Genomic DNA, 18,082 nt, shown 5'->3' with positions numbered 1-18,082 from the left:
GACCGATACCGATGTTGCAAACCCCTGCGCTGCTGGCTCATGCCGGCAAGCTGGACCTCGTCATCCGCCATGTGCTGGCCGGCCTGGGCCACGGCATCCATGCGGGCCGCGAGCGAGGCGCCGGCGTGGAGTTTTCCGAATACCGCGCGTATGCGCCGGGCGATGAGTGGCGCCGCGTCGACTGGAAATTGCTGGCCCGCGCGGACCGTTATTACGTGCGCGAAGCGGAGCGCGACAGCCACGTCGCGGTGTGGCTGTGGCTGGACGCCACGGCGTCGATGGCGGAACCCAGCCGTGAAGTGGCGGGCCTGGACAAGCTGTGGTTTGCCCGCACCATGCTGGCTTGCGTGGCGGCGATTGCGCAGCGCCAGGGCGATGCTTTCGGCCTGGTGGTCTGCACGGACGGGCGCACGGAATTCACGCCGGCTTCGCGCGGGCCAAGGCAATTGCAGCGGGTGCTGGCGGCGTTGAAATCGGCGCAGCCGGCCGGGCGGTTGCCCGATGCCGAGGCATTGAAAAAATGCCTGCACTTTGCCCGCGCGCCCAGCGTGGTGTTTGCCGCCACCGATGCGCTGGACTGGCCATCGCCGCTGTCGGAAGCGCTGTTGCGGCTGCGCCATATGCGGCATGACGTGCGCCTGCTGTCGCTGCGCACGCGGGCGGAAGTCAACGCGAATTTCAAATCGGGCGTGGCCTATATGGACCCGGAGTCCGATCCGACCGGCGGCGAACGATTGCACCGCCTGCAAGGCGCGGACCGCGACGCTTACCGCGCCGCCCTGGACGCGCATTTCGGCACGGTGCACGGGGAGTGCCGCCGCCATGACATTCCCTACCTGAGCGCCGTGATTGAAGACCCGTTGCAGGACGCCTTGCGCGGATGGCTCAATGTGGCGGCGCGGAGGCCTGCATGATGGGCGGCTTGATGGCTGGTTTGATGGCGGCGCATCCCGTGTGGTGGCTGGCGCTGCCGGTCTTGCTGCTGCCCGTCTGGTGGCACCGGCAAAAGCGCCGCCGCACCCAGGCCGAACCGCTGGCCACGGCCCGTTTCCTGCCTGCGGCGCCGCCACAGCACTTGCGCATCTGGCGCTGGGACGATGTGCCATTGCTGCTGTTGCGTTGCCTGTTGCTGGTGGCGCTGATCGCCTGGCTGGCAGCCGTGGCGCTGCCATGGCGTGGCGACACGGTTTTCGTTGGCCCCGACGTGCCGGCCGCATGGGCCGGGCAGCAGGCGGCGCAAGCCGGCATGGCGGGGGCGCAGCGGATGGCGTTGCCGGGTGATGGGTTGGCAAATGAGGTGCTGCCATGGCTGCAATCGCATGAACGCGAGTGGCGCAAGGACGCCAGGTTGCTGGTGCTGGCGCGGCAGGTGGCGATGCCGGCGCAGTTGCCGAAGCTGGCGCATGCGGTGGAGATCCGGATTGCGCCGCCGGCGGCATCCGCCGTGGCGCCTGTGCCACCCGGTGCGGCATCCGTGCCAGCGGCGGTTGCCGCGCAGGGGACGGCTGGCAGTGCGCCGGCGCCGGTGGCGCTCCCGGTCGCACTGGTTTCCACGCCCGAGCGGAAGGCGGCTTGGCGCGCCCTGTTTGCCGCCTTCGACGCGGCCGGCGGCGGCGCGGTGCGCCATGCCGTGACGGAATTCGACGGCGCCGAAGCGCCGCCGCAGGCATCGCTGATCGTGTGGGACCGCGCCGCGCCGCCGCCACCAAATTGGCACGCGCCGTTGTGGTGGCTGCCGCCGGCCGCGCTGCCGCTGGTGGCCGGTGTCGAACCATCGGCCGTGCAGGCGCTGCGCGTGGACGGCCTGGCCTTGCAGGTGGCGGACAGTGCGCGCGGCAGGCTGTGGGCGTCCGACGCGTGGCCGCCGAAGGAGGCGGACAGCGCCCGCACCCTGTATGAAACCTGGCGCGCATTGCACTTCGCGCCCGAAGCGTGGCCGCTGGCGGCGCAGGTCATACCGCCGCAGCGCGCGTCGCCGCTGGCCATGCCGGGGACGCGTCCCGATGCCTGGCTGGCTTATGCGCTGCTGACCCTGTTTATTCTCGAACGCCTGGTGACCCATGTCCGCCGCCGCTGATTATTCGTCCGCCATCCGCCGCCAGCTGTGGCGCGCGCTGCTGCTGCGCCGCGCGCCATTGTGGGGCGTGGCGTTGCTGCCCGTGCTGGTGGTCCTGGCCGGTGGACTGCGCGCCGCCGCGCCATTGCCCGGCATCGTCCTGTTCGTGGTGTGGCTGGCGTGGCTGGTGTGGGATCTCCGGGCGCTCCGCCAGCGCATGCTGGCGCAATGGACGCACTGGCTCGATTGCGCCATCCCGGCGCTGGAAGACAGCAGCGCGTTGCTGGCGCAGGCGCCGGTGTCGCCGATCGCACAATTGCAGCGCAAGCGGCTCGAAGCGCGCATCCATGGCGCATTGCGGGCCGACGACTATCGCACCATCGCCGCGCTGCGCACGGGTTTCCGCTGGCTGCCCGTGGTCGCCAGCGTGCTGCTATCCGGCGCATGCTGGGCATGGCAGCACCAGGGCGTGGCGGCAAAGCCGGTTGCGCCCGCGGCCGCCGCATTGCCGCCCGCGCAGCCGGGCGAATTGCTGCTGAAAGTCACGCCGCCGCCGTACACCAAGGTCGCATCCTTCGAAACCCAGGCGCGCGATATCCAGGTGCCGCAATACAGCGATGTGCGCTGGTGCTTCCGCCGCAGCGGCGAGCCGGCAACGGTAGTGGAGCTGGGTGACGGCAAGGTGTTGCCGGTCGGCGCACACTGCGCGCAATGGCACGCCGATGAATCGCTGTTCTGGCGTGCGCGCCATTTACCGAAGCAACGCTACAACATCCGCGTGACGCCGGACCAGGCGCCGGAAGTGGCCATCGTCGCGCCAGTGGAAACGGTGCACGTGCTGGCGCCGGGCACGCAGGCGGTGCAGATCGCCGTCTCCGCCAAGGACGATTACGGCATTGCCCGCGCCACATTGCACCTGACCCTGGCGCGCGGCAGTGGTGAAAACATCCGCTTTTCGGACAAGGAAATGCCGCTGCCGGCGTCAATCGACCCGCGCGTGCGCAGCTGGAAAAAACAGTGGGCGCTGGCGGAGCTGGGCATGGAGCCGGGCGATGAACTGTATTACTTCATCCGCGCCACCGATAACGCGCCGGACCGCCCCCATACATCGCAATCGGCGACCTATACGCTGCGCTTGCCGGGACCGCAATCGGAAAGCCTGGAATCGTCCGCGCTGCCGTCGATGGTGAAACCGGAAACCCTGCGCAGCCAGCGCCAGATCATCATCGATACCGAACAGCTGGTGGCGGAGATGCCGAAACTGAGCCCGCAAGCGCTGCGCAGCCGCAGCGAAGCCATCGCCATGGACCAGGCCAAGCTGCGCCTGCGCTATGGCCAGTTCCTGGGGGAGGAATCGTCGCTGTTTGGCGGCGACGAGCATGACGAACATGGCCCGGACGACGGCCATGGCCATGGCGGCGAAGCGGGCGCCGCCCCCGCGCCCGGCGCGTTCGGCAAGATGGATAACGTGCTGGCGCAGTTCGGCCACGTGCATGATGAATCGGAAGCTGCGACGATTTTCGATCCGGCCACCAAGGAAGTGCTGCGCCGCGCGTTGAAGGCGATGTGGGACGCTGAAAAGGAATTGCGCGCGATTGCGCCGAAACCGGCGCTCCCGCCGGAATACAAGGCGCTGGCGGCCATCAAGGAATTGCAGCAGGCCGAGCGCGTGTACCTGCACCGCACCGCCTTCGTGCCGCCCGCCATCAAGGAAGAGAAACGCATGACAGGCGATATGGTGGGGGCGCAGAGCACCAGGCGCGCACAGGGTGAAGCGGCCGGCGGCGCGCCGAAGGAAGTGCGTGAACTGGTGCAGGCGCTGGGCAGCGATGGCGCGCTGCCCGCGCTGTGGAGCAAGACCGCGCGGGACATCATTGCCGCGCGCATTGCATCGGACGAGGACCGGCTGGCCGCGCAGCGGTCGGTGCAGGATGTGCAGGATGGCTGCGTCGAATGCCGGGGCGCGCTGCGCGCGTGGCTGCGCGGCACCTTGGCCGACATTCCTGCCGTGCTGCAGGCGCGCCCGCAGGCCGACAGTAAATTCCGCCAGGCGTGGCGAGGCAAGGAGTCGCCATGAACTGGCTTTCGGTGCAGTGGACATTGGCGTGGCCGGGCGCCGCCGTCTTGGTGGCGGGCCTGTGCAGCGCCGCGCTGTATGGCCGCAAGCGGCGCTGGCTGGACGCCGGGCTGGCGCTGGCGGCGGCCATTGCGCTGGCGGCATTGCTGTCGGAGCCGGCGCGCCCCGTGGGCGCAACGGATGAACTGGCGATTGCTTCCGACACGCCGGGCGATGCGCTGGCGCGCGCCTTGCTGGCGGTCCCCGATGCCGGCTCGCTGGCCTTGTCCGGGCATGGTTTGACGGAGGCGCAATGGCAGGATGTGCCGGCGCGCCCGCTGCGCTGGGACGTGCCGAAAGGCGATGTGCTGGCGCTGGATTTTGCTCGCACGGTGCCGCTGGGCCGCGCCTTCACGCTGACGGTGCGCCGTTCGCAGCCCACGCCGGGATGGCGTTTGCAACTGGTGGCGGAGAATGGACAGGTGCTGGCGGAGACGGCGGCCAATCCGGGACAGCAAGGAGCGCAGGCGCCGGTACCGGCGCAGTTGTCGGTGACCTGGCTGCCGCCCCTGGCCGAACGGCTGGTCTTGCGCGCCCGCCTGCTCGACAGTCAAAACAAGGCCTTTGCCGAAGGTCCGGTGCCGCTGCTGGTCACGGAGCCGATCCCGCTGCAGGTCATCGGCCGCTTTGGCGCACCGTCGTTCGATACGCGGGTGCTCAATGATTTGCTGACCGCCAGCGGCGCCATCGTCGACTGGCAAACCACCTTGGGCAAAGGCTTGTCGCGCACGGAATCGGCGCTGGCGGCGCTGGATCAACCCCATGCGCAATTCATCGATGCCGCCTGGTTCGAAGCGGCGCCGGCGCCCGCGCGGGCCGCGCTGCTGGGGCAGGTGGCGCAAGGCTTGCCGCTGGTGGTCCTGGGCGGCAATGCGGGCCAGGCGGCGCTCTGGCAGCGCGAACTGGCATTGCCATTGGCGCCGCAGTCGGCCACCACGGAAAAGGAAGATGCCCGTGTCTTTGGCGCCGGTGCGCAGCAGCTCGCCTTGCCGCCGGCCGGCTTGAATCCGTCCGCGCAGGCCGCCGCGGCATGGCGGGTGCTGGCCACCGACAGCCATGGCAAACCCTGGCTGTGGCAGCGCGGCTGGAAGCAGGGCCGCATCGTGTGGGTGGGCGTGGCGGACTGGCACCGGCACGCCATCGCATCGCCTGCCGCGCTGGGCGCATGGTGGCAAACGCTGATCGATGCGGCCGTAAACGTTGGTGGCGGTGGCGAGCGGCAGGTCGTGTGGGAACAGCCGGACCCCATGCCGGTGGCAGGGACGCGCACGCAAGTGTGCGCGCAGGGCGACGTGCAGGGAGCGCCGCTGAATGTCCAAGGGATGCCCGCGCTCGCATGGCAGGTGCGCGCCGGCCGTGCTGAAGGCCGGTGCGCCGCGTTCATCGCGCCGCGCGCCGGATGGCACGCGTTATCCAGCGGCGCGGCACGGCACGCCCTGTATGTCTACGGTGAGCGCGACTGGCCCCAGTGGCGCCAGGGCTTGCGGCAGCAGGCGACCCGCGCGTATCTGGCCCGGACCCCCGTCGCGGTTGCCGGCGCCACGCGCCTCACGCTCCTGCCAGCCTGGCCGTTTGCGCTGGCCTTTGCCGCCGCCATGCTGGCGCTCTGGTACCGCGAGCGCAAAAGTGTTTGACACGGTCAGTGCACTGGCATATAGTTAGGATAACTAATTAATTTCCTTGCATGAATCCGTTCGATACCATCAGCGCGCCGATAGAGCAGACCATCGCCACCGGCCTGGCGCGACTTGCCACCGTCATGCGCAGCCAGGCTTGGGCGAAGGCCTTTGCCGAAGGGATTACGCCGACCCAGTCGGATATCCTGACCTTGCTCAGCACGCGGCAGGACGCATTGCGCCTGTCCGTGATTGCCGAGCAATTGGCCATCACGCCGGCCACGGCCAGTGAAGCGGTCAGCACGCTGGTGGGGAAGGGCTTGGTCGATAAAGGCCGGGCGTCGGATGACCGCCGTGCGGTGTCGCTGTCGCTGTCGCAACGGGGGAAGGAATTGGCGGCGGCGGGCGGCGACAGTGGCGGCTTGCTGGGAATGAGTTTGCTGGCGTTGACGCCGGAAGAAAAAAGTACGCTGCTGGCCCTGATCGTCAAGCTGATCCGGAACATGCAGGAGCGGGGCGAGATTTCCACCGCGCGCATGTGTGTGACGTGCAGTTATTACCAGCAGAACGACGATCCGCAGTGGCCGCACTACTGTAACCTGGTGGGGGCGCCGTTTGCGGACCGGCATTTGCGGCTCGATTGTCCGGAACATGCGGTACGGCTGCAGAAAGTGGTGCCGATCAGGAAAGTGGGTTGACGCTGGAAGGCGTCGCCCGGGCGCAGCAGGCCGCGCCATTTTTTTTGACTTATATAGTTAGGAGTCCTAAATTATGTTGTACAGAAACCGTTCTGCGTTCGCGGTGCTGGGGATCGTGGCGGCGCTGGCGTGCCAGTCCGCCAGTGCGCATCCGGTCAAGGCCCGCAAGGGCAATGCCAAGGATGCCAGCTTCGACATCGTCACGGCGGAAATCAGTGTCGATGCCGCGAAAAACCAGCTGGTGTTTGCCATGTCGGTGAGCGGCACGGCGGGCGCCGTCAAGCCGAAGAAGACCGGCAAGTTCGAAGGCAGCAATGTGTTTTCGTACGTGTGGCCGACCAAGCTCGATCCGTCCGAAGTAGGGTTTGAGCAGGGCGCGGGCATCCTGGCGCTGGCCGTCACCACGCATCCGGATTTCGATGACACGCCGCTGTTCAACACCAAAGGCAGCGACTGGCACAGCCACTGGGTGGTGCTGGCGCCGGATGAGGCGTGCGGCAAGGATGCACTGAAGGTCAAGGATATTCCGCCCGGGACCAAACCCAAATTGCCGAAAACCTGGCCCGGCGTACCGCTGCTGATCGACAGTCCCGGCTACGCGCCGCGCTTTGCCGCCAGCAAGGTCACGGTGCGGGTGCCGTTCGACGATGTCAGCAATTTCACAGGCGTGGCGTTCGACGGCGTAACGGCCGGCCTGCGCGTCGGCGCCAGCCCGCACCAGCCGCTGCTGTGTGTGGTCAATGTATTCGATGTGGCGTCCGGCGACCTGAGTATGCCGGGCAAAGCCGAGTAACCCCGCGCTTGCGGATCCCTGTCGTTTTATCCACTGAAAGGAGTTTCATCATGAAAAGCAAAGCCACCTTCTACCATGCCGGCTGCCCTGTTTGCGTCTCCGCCGAAGAGGCGATGGCCGCCGCCATCGACACCAGCAAATATGACCTGGAAGTCGTGCACTTCGGGAAGGACCGCAGCCGTATCGCGGAAGCGGAAAAAGCCGGCGTGAAGTCGGTGCCGGCGCTGGTGCTGGACGGCGGTGTATTCCACATCAACTTCGGCGCATCGATGGCGGACGTGAAGGGTTCGTAAGCACCGCCGGCCACATCAACGTTTGACGACCGCGCGTCCGGCCCGCAGCCGCACGCGCGTTTTTTATATTCAACAGGAGGTTGAGATGATCGAGGCACCCGCGCTGGAAGTGGCGCAATGGTTTAACACTCCGCATGCGCTGGCATTGAGCGGCTTGCGTGGCAAGGTCGTGGTGCTGCATGCGTTTCAAATGCTGTGCCCCGGCTGCGTGCAGCATGGCATCCCGCAAGCCCAGCGCATTTATGCGCAATTCGACCGGGATGATGTGGAAGTCATCGGCCTGCATACGGTGTTCGAGCACCATGATGTGATGGGCCCGGCCGCGCTGAAGGCGTTCATCCACGAAAACCGGCTGGCGTTTCCCATCGCGGTCGACAAGCCGGAGGGCGACGGCGGCATACCGCGCACCATGCGCCTGTACAGCATGCGTGGCACCCCCACGCTGATCCTGATCGACCGCCAGGGCGCGCTGCGGTTCCAGCAGACCGGCCAGGTCGATGACTTGGCGGTCGGCGCGCTGATCGGACAATTGCTGGCGGAAACGCCCCGTTAAGCCTTGGCGTAGTTCGCCGGCAATTTCTATGGATGAGTTTGTAATTTGACACAGATTGTTAAATTGTCGCCCAGCTGACTGACACAGTTTTATTAGGACTCCATACTGTTGATGGCATTTTTCATAACGTTGAGATGCCAGCCAATTCATCCAAAACAGAGGGACGACACACCATGAAAACTATGACTTCAGCGGTATCCGGGATCTTCGCGGCGGCAATGGGACTGGCGGCACTGCCGGGGACGGCGCTGGCGGGGCACATCTTGTCCGGCGTAAATATGAAAGGCTGTGAACTGATACTGATCAATGCGGAAACGGACCAGATGGCCAAGGTGGCGATGCCGACCGTGTATGGCTGGCAAGCCGCCGCCTGCCAGCATACGGCGATCACGCACGATGAGCGGACCGTGTACATGCTGACCGACGCGGTGCCGCCGTTCACGGCATCGGTGGTGACGGTGCGCCTGAAGCATATCGACTGGGATGCCGGCACCATCGACGCCAAAGTGCTGCAAACGTTGCCGCTGGCGCAACCCGGTTCGCCGTCGCAATTCAAGAACGCCATGCAGGTGGTGCCGCAGCAGCCGATCATGCCGTGGACCCGTCCCGCCTTCACCCAGACCCACGGCCCGACATTCCTGCCGAACTCGAAGTTTTTCTATGTCACCCATTACACGGATAACCGGGTGCGCGGCTTCAAGATGACCGGCAACGGCAAACTGCATCCGATTCCCGTGTATTCGGACGGCGACCTGACCCGCCAGACCCATGGCGTGAACTTCAACAATTCCGGTACCCGGGGCCTGGGTGTCGGCTACGACTACGACATGGGCACGGTGCGCGTGTACAAACCCAAGACCAAGACGGGTGAAGTCAAGGTCATCGGCGAGATCAAGCTGGGCACCGAACAGAAGTACGGCGCCATGGCGCACTATGCGGTATGGCTGACGGACCGCTATGCCTATATCGGCACCATGCAGCAGGGACCGACGTCGCTCACCAAGCCTGGCCATGTCGTGATCGAGCCCAGCATCTGGCTGGTCGACGTGCACGAGATGAAGGCGACGCGCGTGATCGGCATGCAGAACGGCCAGCAGCCCGGCCTGCTGCGCTCGCCGTCGGATGTGGCGCTGGCGCACGACAAGCTGTATGTCGCGGAAGAAGATTCATGGGGCCGCAAACCCAATGCGCCGGCCACCGATTATGGCCGCGATGGCTATGTGTCGATCTGGGATGTGTCCAATCCGGCCGCACCGGTATTCATCAAGCGCCTGGCGCCGGGCCAGGGCTTGCCGGCCGATTTCCGGAACGCCCATACCGCCAGCGCCACCGAAGATGGCGATGCGGTGTATGTCTCGAGCTTTATTTCCGACCACCTGATCAAGATCGATACCGAGACCGACACCGTCACCAAGGTGTACAGCATGGATGACGGCCTGATGATGTACCACGGCGAATTTGCCGCCGGCCGCAACCGCTAAGGAGCGACAACATGAAAAACGTCGTCGCAATACAGCACATCGCGTTTGAACACCTGGGATCGCTGGAAGCGGTGCTGGTGGAACAAGGCTATACGGTGCACTACCTGCCGGCCTGGCACGCCAGCCTGGCCGCGCAGGTGCAAGCGATCGCGCCCGACCTGCTGGTGGTGCTGGGCGGGCCGATCGGGGTCTATGAAGATGACCGCTATCCCTTCCTGCGGGTGGAAAAGGCGCTGCTGAAGGAACGGCTGGCGGCCGGGAAGGCCACCCTGGGCATATGCCTGGGCGCGCAGCTGATGGCTGCCGCGCTGGGCAGCGAAGTGTATGCGTCGGGAACCAAGGAAATCGGCTGGGCGCCGCTGACCTTGACGCCAGCGGGGCAGGATTCGCCGCTGCGCTTCTTGTCGGGGGAACTGGCGGATGTGCTGCACTGGCACGGCGACACCTTTACGCTGCCGGCCGGTGCGGTGCACCTGGCCTCGACCGACGTGTGCCGGAACCAGGCGTTCGCCTATGGTCCGCGCGCGCTGGGGCTGCAATTTCACCTGGAAGCGCAGGGCGAACAGATCGAACACTGGCTGGTCGGCCATGCCTGTGAAATCGCCGGCGCCGGCGTGGAGGTGGCGGTGCTGCGGCGCGGCGCCGCGCGCCATGGCGCGGCCTTGCAGGAACAGGCGCGCCGCTTCTTCAGCGCATGGCTGGCGCAAGCCTTGCCGGCAGATTCGAAATTGAACTGAGTGACCAGAGGTGATACCCATGAATACCCAACAAACCGGGCAGGGCGACAGCGTTGCCGTGATGCTGAAAAAATTATCGGTGCTGTGGCAACAGCGCGCGGCAGTCAACCAGGGGCCGCTGCAGTTTGCCGACCTGGCGTTCGATCCCGCCAAGCATGATTTCAGCGAGTCGCTGTTGCCGTTCCGGCGCCACGATGCGTGGCGAGCCGCACCGGAAGAATTGAAGTCGCGTTGCCTGTCCTATGCGTGGGGCATATACAACCTGAAAACCATTTATATCGAATGCGATGTGGTTACGCCGGCCTGCGAAGATTTGATCAAGGTGGCGCCGGTCAACAGCCGCAACCGCGGCATGATCCAGGATGTGATGTCGGAAGCGTTGCTCGATGAAGCGCTGCACACCCGCATGTCGCTGATGGCGTCGAATTACATCTACGCCCAGCGTGGACTGGCGCCGCTGGAATTCACGGCGTTTAACCTGGTGCAGTGGCGCCGCGCCGTGCTGGCCGGCTGCAATGCCGAATGGGAGCGGCGCCTGACCCGCTTTGCCATGGCCTGCGCCAGCGAAACGCTGATCACCGATTACCTGAAAACCATGGCCGAGGACAGCAGCATCCAGAGCGTGTGCCACCGCACCACCAAGACCCATGCGATGGATGAATGGAGCCACTCGAGCGTGTTCAGCTTCGTCGCCACGGACCTGGTGCAGGGCTTGAGCCGGCATGAGCGCAGCTACCTGCGCGCCGTGATCCTGAAAACCGTGGAAATGTTCGCCAACAATGAAATGGGCGCGTGGAGCACGGTGTTTGCGATGCTGAACTTCCCGCACGCGGCCGATATCCTGGCCGATGTCGGTCCCGAAAATGAAATCGGCGTGTATACCGGCTCCGTGCAGGCGCTGATCGCGCGCATCGGTCTGGATGAGGCGCCGGAACTGGCGGCGCGCAACGACGTGCTGGAGGTGGTGTCATGAATGCCCGTGTCAGCGTGCGCTGCGACAGTACAGCGCTGGAAGCCGGTAACGTCAAAGTCTTTGCGCTGCGCCTGCCCGCCTCGCATGGGCTGTGCCATGACATCGGCCCGGGCCGCTATGTCGCGCTCGAATATGCCGACATGGCGGGCGGCATGCAGCAGCGCATGTATTCCGTGACCCGCAAGCCGGCGCCGGATGTGTTCGAGATTGCCGTGCGCCATACCGGCACCCATGGCGTGGCCGACCGCCTGCACGCCAGCCTGGAACAGGGCGCCGCCGTCACGCTGTTGTACACCGGTGGCGACATCACGGTCGATGCCGTGCTGGCGCACCGCCAGGTGCTGATGTGGGCCGGCGGGATCGGTGTGACCTTGCCGATCGCGCTGTTGCGCGAACTGGCGGAACTGGCGCGCGATGGCTGGCCGGTGCCGCGCGTGACCTTGTACCTGTGCTGTCCACGGGTGCAGGATGTCTCGTTCCTGCACGAATTGCTGGAGCTCGATTTGACGTGCGACTGGTTCGACATGCAAGTGTTCATCACGCGCCAGCCGATCGATTCGGATTCGCGCCACTTCCGGGCCGGCCGGCCATCGGACGAGATGCTGGCGGCCTTGCCCATGCCGGGCGCCGTGCTGCTGTGCGGCGGCCACCAGTTCGCCCTGGAGACGCGCTTGCGTGTGCGCGAATTGTTCCCGCATGCGGAATTGCTGATTGAATCGTTCAGCGCACCGAAGGCGCCGCCGCCGGCGCCATCGAATGCGCCATTCGACGTGCCGGTCGATCAGCCGCTGGAGATGACGGCCGTCATGCCGTCTGGTATGCCAGCGCAGATGCCAGCGGTGATGCCATTGGAGATGCTGCCTGGGCGGCCGGTGGACATGCCGGCCGCCATGCCGGAGCGCGCGGTGATCGCCATCGCGGGCCGCAATCTCAGCCTGGCTGCCGATCCCGGCAAGAGTTTGCTGGACAACCTGGAGCAGCATGGCGTACCGATCCGCAGCCAGTGCCGCTCCGGGATTTGCGGCAGTTGCCGCCTGAAAGTCTTGTCGGGCGACTGCCGGCGCGAAGCCGACTTTTGCCTCGACGAGCAGGATGTCCGCGACGGCTATGCACTGGCGTGCTGCACCTTCCCCACGGCCGGTGAACTGACCGTGGCGCTGGGGGCCGGCAGCTGAGCTGCCGCAGGGGATTATTGCTCCAGCCAGCGGCTGATATAACCAGGCAGGGTGGTATTGCAATCGGCGTTGCGGACCGGCCGCTCACGGACGCGCCGCAACGGCAAGACACCCGCCCAGTGCGGCAGCGATTCATCCCCTTCTTCTTCATTGGCGTCACCGGTGCGCACCTTGCAGGCCGCTTCATCGAGCGGGATGCGCAACACCGTGGTGGCCGCCAGCTCATTGGCGCTGCCGGGCCGCACGTCGGCCTGGCGGCCCGGCACCAGCGATTCCATGAATGTTGCCAGGGTCGCCGCCTTGTCGCCGTCCGCGACTTGTTCAAAGCGTCCGTAAATCATCGCCGAGCGGTAATTCATCGAATGGCTGAACGCGGAACGCGCCATCACCAGCCCATCGACATGGGTGATCGTCACGCACACATCCTGCTCCATCAAGCGTTTCAGCATGCGGCTGCCGTTCGAGCCATGGATGTACAGGTGATTGCCTTCGCGCCAGCACGCGGTCGGGATGCAGTGCGTGCCATGGTCGTCGGTAAAGGCGATGTGGCAGACATACGCATCGTCAATAATGGCGTGCAAGGTCGCGCTGTCATAGGCGGCGTTGGTGGCAACGCGGCGGACGCGGGTGCGGGTGGTGGGTGGCGTGCTCATTGACTCCTCTCAAGTTGGTTGAGTGGCAACTATAATGGCGTACTGGCCCTTGCATAAGGTCCAGCAATGCGATTTATTTTGGAGCCACGATGGATTACGCCCTGCTGTTTGATGCCTTTGTTGAACGCCACGCCGGCCGGGGCTGGCCGCGCCAGCGCCAGTTGCACGAGTGCCTGCGCGCTGCGATCCGCGATGGGACGCTGGCGGCCGGCACGCGGCTGGCGTCATCGCGCACCCTGGCGGCGGAATTGAACGTGGCGCGCAATTCCGTGCTGTATGCCTATGAACAGCTGGCGTGCGAAGGCTATGTGCTGGGCGACCGGCGCGGCACGGTGGTGGCGGCGATTGCCAGCCAGGCCTCCGCCGAAGCGGCAGCGCCCCCGGAATCAGGCCAGCACCAGTCAGGCCAGCACCCGTTGTTGTCGCGCCGCGCGCGCAACCTGCGCCCTGTGTTTGGCGCGGCCGACATGATGGGGCCGTTCGTGGCCGGGGTGCCGGCACTGGACGCTTTTCCCCTGGCGCTGTGGCGGCGCATGCTGGAACGCGCGTGGCGCGGTATCACGCCGCGCAAGCTCAATTACAGCGATCCCTGCGGCGAACCCGAACTGCGCGCCGCCGTGGCCGATTATTTGCGCGCCTCGCGCGGCGTGCTGTGCGATGCCTCGCAAGTCCTGATCACGGATGGCACGCAAAGCTCGCTCGACCTGTGCGCGCGGGCCTGTGCCGATGATGGCGACACGGCGTGGCTGGAAGATCCCGGCTATGCGGGGGCGCTGGCCGCGTTCCGGGGCGCGGGCTTGTCGGTGCACGGCATTGCGCTCGACGACGAGGGGATTGCGCCGCAGCCAGCGGATTGGCATGGCCATCCACCGAAGTTGATTTACACCACGCCGTCGCACCAGTATCCGGTCGGGATGGTGATGTCGCTGCCACGGCGGCTGGCGCTGATTGCCGAGGCGCGCGCGGCCGGGGCGCTGATCATCGAAGACGATTACGACAGCGAATTCCGCCATGACGGCCCGCCGCTGCCAGCCATGCAGGGGCTGGCGCCGGATGCGCCGGTGCTGTACCTGGGCACGTTTTCCAAGACCATGTTCCCGTCGCTGCGCATCGGCTTCATGGTGGCGCCGCCCTGGCTGGCGCCGGCGCTGGCGGAAATGCGCGCGCAATCGGCGGCGCGGGGCCGGGTGGCGGAACAGCTGGCGGTGGCGGAATTCCTGCGCAGCGGCCAGTTCGCCTTGCATTTGCGGCGCATGCGGCGGCTGTACCGGCAACGGCGCGATGCGCTGCAAGCCGCTTTGGCCCGCTGCCTCGCTGGCGCGGCGGTGGTGGAAGGGGCGTCGGCGGGGATGCACCTGGCGCTGCGGTTTACCGATCCGGCGCTGGATGACCAGGCGGTGGCGGCGCAACTACTGGAAGAGGGCATCGTGGCGCATGCGCTGTCACTGCATGCGGTGGGCGACCAGCCGCGCTGCCGGGGCTTGATGCTGGGCTATGCGCAGGTGCCGGCCGAATGCATGGATGGCCTGGCGGCGCGGCTGGCGGCGGTCATCCATCGCCACCGCCGCTGACGGTCCGGTCAGTGTGTCAGCCGGCTCGCTTCATCAAACGTATTACCGGCATTGCCGCTCGCTTCCAGCACCAGCAATTCGCCATTGCGCAGGGTCAGCGCGGTCTTGCCCGTGCCCGTGTTCAGGTTGGAATAGACATCGGTTGCGCCCTGGCTGAACGTGATGTGCCATACGGTCCTGCCGCCCACCACACTGGACGTTACGCCGCTGCCGGTGAACGTGATGGCTTCGCTGGTGGCAGTGGTGGCGCCCTGGTCGACCCCGGCCGTCACGGTTTCCCCATTGCGCAGCTTGACGCTGGCGTCCTTGATGGTGGCGGTGTATTGCATCACGATCGATGGCTGCTTGTACGTCCCGGTCGCCACCACCGCGCCGGTGCAATCGGCGTTGGCAAAATATTCCGTCTTGATGGTGAAGGACAGGGTGGCGCCATTGTTGCTGGCGGTCAGTGCCATGGTGTCGCGGTTGTGCGCGGCGCATGGGCGGATCCAGACGCCTTCGTATTTTTGCAGTGCGCCCGCCACCTGCGTCGGGATGCCCTGGTCGCTGCCGCCGCTGCCGCCACAGGCGGCAAGGGCCGTCAGCAGGACAAGTCCTGCCGGAAGTCGGTACATGGTTGCTCCTGAATTGGTTGATGGTCAATTTAACCATCGGCACGAATGAAAGGCCATGACCGGGGGAGCCAGCATGAAAAAAGCCGCAGGGCGCACGTGGCGCCTTGCGGCTTTCAGGCATTCAAAGCGTCAGGTAACGATCAGAACGCGGTGTCGAAGCGGACGAACATCGAACGGCCATTGATGCCGAACGGGCAGGTTTCCCAGCAGTGCGTGAAGCCCAGTTGCGGGAATGGGGCGCCTTTCACGGTGTCCCACTTGTCCGGATAGGTGTCGAACACGTTGTTGACGCCCACCGACACGCTGGTCTTCTTGCTGAAGTTGTAGCGGCTGGTCAAGTCCAGCAGCCATTTGCCGGACCAGGTTTGCAGCGGCGCGAAACCTTCACCCGACACTTCGCCATAGTAGTTGGCGCGGGCATTCACGTTCCATGGACCGGTGGTGTAGTCGGCGGCCACCACATGGTGCTTGCGCGGCTGGCCGTGCTCGATCAGCGTGACTTGCGCCTGGTCGAACAGCTGTGCGCCGGTCAGGATGCTGGAGGTCGAGTGGCGCTTGGTCACTTCGGTCTTGTTGAAGCCCAGCTGGCCGGACAGCACCAGGGTGGCGCCGGTCCATTTGGTGGTGTGGTCGGCCACGATGTCCAGGCCACGGGTCTTGGTGTCGACCGCGTTGGTGAAGAACTGCGCCTGGCCCACGCCCAGCGGCGCCAGCACGTTGGCGATCGGGCCGCCGCCGGCTTCCGGTGCGATGTTGCTGGAGAAGACGATGCGGTCCTTGATCTTGATCTGGTACACGTCCGCCGTCAGCGACATGTTCGAGGCCGGACGCAGCACCAGGCCCAGGCTGGCGTTGCGCGAGGTTTCTTCCTTCAGCGGGGCAATGCCCAAGGCGCGGGTGACGGCGCTGCCCTGGCGTGCGGTCAGCGTTTCAGTCAGTTCGCCGGCCGCATTCAGGTTGGTCGACACGGAGCTGTAAAACTCTTGTTGTACGCCGGGAGCGCGGAAACCGGTCGATGCGGAAGCGCGCACGCCCACTTGCTTCGATGGATCCCAGCGCGCGCTGATCTTGCCGGTGACGGTGCTGCCGAAATCCGAATAGTCTTCGTAGCGCACGGCGCCGGCCAGCAGCAGTTCTTTCACCGGACGGTGTTCCGCATCCAGGTACAGCGCGATGTTGTGGCGGCCGGAATCGACTGCCGTGGCAGGTGTGTAGCCAGGGAAGCCCTGGGTGCCGGAGGCCGCGACGCCGCCGGTCTGGTCCTTGATGACGATCTTCGGATTGTTGGTGCGGCCGTACTGGTACGACACCGGGTCGCCGGCGACGATTTCATAATTGTCGCGGCGCCATTCGAAGCCCGAGGCCAGGAAGATTTCCGCGCCGCCCAGGTTTACCGGGCCCTTGATATCGGCGTTGATCGTGGTCTGGTTGAATTTCAGCTTGCCGGTGTCGGCGGCCAAAGGCGATTCCGCATAGATGCCGCCGCCTGGCTTCGGTTCATACCAGTACGAGACGTTGATGGTTTGCTTTTCGTGGAAATCCAGCTCGCTGGCGCCATGATTGATCGACAGGTCGAACTTCCATTCATTGGCCAGGTCGCGGCGATAGCCGAACGCGTACGACAAGTCTTTCACGGTGGTGCGGATGTTCGGCAGGAAGCCGTTCGGGTACACGGCCGGCACGGTGCGGCCGTCGCCTGGCGAACGGTAGAAGCCGGACGAGTCGCCGGTGCGCTTCGAGACGCCGCCGAAGGCGTAGAACTCGCTGTCCTTGTCGATCGGCAGCGCGGCATTCCACCACAGGTAGGCATCTTTTGCGTCGGAATCGCCGATCCGCTGGGTCACGCGGGCCGGGCTCACGCGCAGGGAGTCGGGGCCGGCGCGGTTGGTTTCACCGCGCACGCGCGCTTCCGCGGTCAGGTTGAGGAAGCCGCCGTTGTCACCCAGTGCAAAGCCGCGGTTGACGCTGGCCGAATACAGGTCGCCGTCGCCTTTGGACGTGGTGCCGAAGGTGCCGCTGAAGGCGGTTTCGTTGATGTTGCTCTTCAAGACGATGTTGATCACGCCGGCAATCGCGTCGGAACCATATTGCGCGGCGGCGCCATCGCGCAGCACTTCGATATGGTGGATCGCGGACATCGGGATCGCGTTGATATCGGTACCGGCCGAGCCACGGCCGACGGTTTGCTGCACGTTGACCAGCGCTTGCTGGTGGCGGCGCTTGCCGTTGACCAGGACCAGCAGCTGGTCCGGGCCCAGCGAACGCAGGGTGGCCGGGCGGATGATGTCGGTACCGTCACTGATGAAGGTGCTGGAGAAGTTGAACGATGGGTCCAGCGTCTGCAGCAGCTTGCCCAGTTCCAGCGGGCCGGCGGACTGCATGTCTTTCAGATTGATCAGGCCGACCGGTGCCGACGTGTCGAGGGCGGTTTTTGCCGTCGAACGCGACCCCAGCACGACCACGGTCTGCTCTTCTCCCGAGGAAGCGGCGTTGGTCTGGGCTTGGGCCGGGATCGCTGCCAGCAAGATCGCGCTGGCGATGAGGGTACGTTGGAACAGGGGCGGGAAGGCGGGCTTGGTTGCTCTTTGCATGGGAATTCCGTTTCTCTACATGTAATTTTTGTGCGCGCAATGATGTTGGGTAAACATTGGCGCAAAAATACTACCCCGCACGGTTGCCCCGTCAAAGCCTTATCTTTCCTGTAAGTAGTTCAGTGTTGTAATAAAGTGCTTTCGCTGAATAAACGATACTTT

General features: G+C 65.4%; 16 protein-coding genes. 13 read left to right on the top strand and 3 right to left on the bottom strand.

Going from position 1 to position 18,082, the window contains the following annotated elements; genetic code table 11:
• Positions 1-11: 11 nt before the first annotated feature.
• From AC1RRC_RS31655 to AC1RRC_RS31600, 12 genes are all read left to right on the top strand, one after another.
• Positions 12-914, top strand: coding sequence for a DUF58 domain-containing protein (locus AC1RRC_RS31655; RefSeq protein WP_493059804.1), 903 nt, complete (start codon positions 12-14; stop codon positions 912-914).
• Entirely contained in the window at positions 911-2,077 is a 1,167-nt protein-coding gene (locus tag AC1RRC_RS31650; RefSeq protein ID WP_493059802.1) for a hypothetical protein, read from the top strand. The genes AC1RRC_RS31655 and AC1RRC_RS31650 overlap by 4 nt, the downstream gene beginning before the upstream one ends.
• Positions 2,061-4,133, top strand: coding sequence for a hypothetical protein (locus AC1RRC_RS31645; RefSeq protein WP_493059800.1), 2,073 nt, complete (start codon positions 2,061-2,063; stop codon positions 4,131-4,133). The genes AC1RRC_RS31650 and AC1RRC_RS31645 overlap by 17 nt, the downstream gene beginning before the upstream one ends.
• A complete protein-coding gene (locus tag AC1RRC_RS31640) occupies positions 4,130-5,806 on the top strand; it encodes a hypothetical protein (RefSeq protein ID WP_493059799.1) in 1,677 nt (558 codons plus the stop codon). The genes AC1RRC_RS31645 and AC1RRC_RS31640 overlap by 4 nt, the downstream gene beginning before the upstream one ends.
• A gap of 50 nt (positions 5,807-5,856) precedes the next feature.
• Positions 5,857-6,486 (top strand): MarR family winged helix-turn-helix transcriptional regulator, encoded by a 630-nt coding sequence (locus tag AC1RRC_RS31635; RefSeq protein WP_493059798.1) that lies wholly within the window; start codon positions 5,857-5,859, stop codon positions 6,484-6,486.
• 73 nt (positions 6,487-6,559) lie between these two features.
• Positions 6,560-7,279 carry a hypothetical protein gene (locus AC1RRC_RS31630; RefSeq protein WP_493059796.1) on the top strand — a complete coding sequence of 240 codons (720 nt, stop codon included), beginning with the start codon at positions 6,560-6,562 and terminating at the stop codon, positions 7,277-7,279.
• Between the two features lie 50 nt (positions 7,280-7,329).
• The gene (locus AC1RRC_RS31625) at positions 7,330-7,572 is read left to right on the top strand and encodes a thioredoxin family protein (RefSeq protein WP_493059795.1); all 243 of its coding nucleotides are present in this window, start codon (positions 7,330-7,332) and stop codon (positions 7,570-7,572) included.
• An 85-nt stretch (positions 7,573-7,657) separates the two neighbouring features.
• The gene (locus AC1RRC_RS31620) at positions 7,658-8,125 is read left to right on the top strand and encodes a peroxiredoxin family protein (protein ID WP_493059794.1); all 468 of its coding nucleotides are present in this window, start codon (positions 7,658-7,660) and stop codon (positions 8,123-8,125) included.
• Positions 8,126-8,298: 173 nt separating this feature from the next.
• Positions 8,299-9,606, top strand: a complete 1,308-nt coding sequence (locus AC1RRC_RS31615) for a hypothetical protein (protein ID WP_493059793.1) — start codon at positions 8,299-8,301, stop codon at positions 9,604-9,606.
• Positions 9,607-9,617: 11 nt separating this feature from the next.
• Entirely contained in the window at positions 9,618-10,343 is a 726-nt protein-coding gene (locus AC1RRC_RS31610) for a glutamine amidotransferase (protein WP_493059791.1), read from the top strand.
• Positions 10,344-10,362: 19 nt separating this feature from the next.
• Positions 10,363-11,316 (top strand): AurF N-oxygenase family protein, encoded by a 954-nt coding sequence (locus AC1RRC_RS31605; RefSeq protein ID WP_493059790.1) that lies wholly within the window; start codon positions 10,363-10,365, stop codon positions 11,314-11,316.
• Positions 11,313-12,491 carry a 2Fe-2S iron-sulfur cluster-binding protein gene (locus AC1RRC_RS31600; RefSeq protein WP_493059789.1) on the top strand — a complete coding sequence of 393 codons (1,179 nt, stop codon included), beginning with the start codon at positions 11,313-11,315 and terminating at the stop codon, positions 12,489-12,491. Before AC1RRC_RS31605 ends, AC1RRC_RS31600 begins: the two co-directional genes overlap by 4 nt.
• A gap of 14 nt (positions 12,492-12,505) precedes the next feature.
• Here the strand turns inward: AC1RRC_RS31600 and AC1RRC_RS31595 are convergent, their stop codons facing one another.
• On the bottom strand, positions 12,506-13,144 hold the full coding sequence (locus AC1RRC_RS31595) for a pyridoxamine 5'-phosphate oxidase family protein (RefSeq protein ID WP_493059788.1): 639 nt from the start codon (positions 13,142-13,144) through the stop codon (positions 12,506-12,508).
• A gap of 89 nt (positions 13,145-13,233) precedes the next feature.
• Between AC1RRC_RS31595 and pdxR the strand changes: the two genes are divergently transcribed.
• Complete coding sequence (gene pdxR / locus AC1RRC_RS31590) at positions 13,234-14,715, top strand: MocR-like pyridoxine biosynthesis transcription factor PdxR (RefSeq protein ID WP_493059787.1); 1,482 nt, start codon at positions 13,234-13,236, stop codon at positions 14,713-14,715.
• 8 nt (positions 14,716-14,723) lie between these two features.
• On the opposite strand, the gene AC1RRC_RS31585 is transcribed toward pdxR, so the two are convergent.
• Positions 14,724-15,329, bottom strand: coding sequence for a hypothetical protein (locus AC1RRC_RS31585; RefSeq protein WP_493059785.1), 606 nt, complete (start codon positions 15,327-15,329; stop codon positions 14,724-14,726).
• Between the two features lie 140 nt (positions 15,330-15,469).
• Complete coding sequence (locus AC1RRC_RS31580; RefSeq protein WP_493059783.1) at positions 15,470-17,920, bottom strand: TonB-dependent receptor plug domain-containing protein; 2,451 nt, start codon at positions 17,918-17,920, stop codon at positions 15,470-15,472.
• Positions 17,921-18,082 lie beyond the last annotated feature (162 nt).

The organism is Pseudoduganella sp. GW821-FHT12E03, assembly GCF_058807115.1.
Note: the sequence above shows the minus strand (reverse complement) of the source record. Positions and strands in the feature narration are given on the sequence as shown.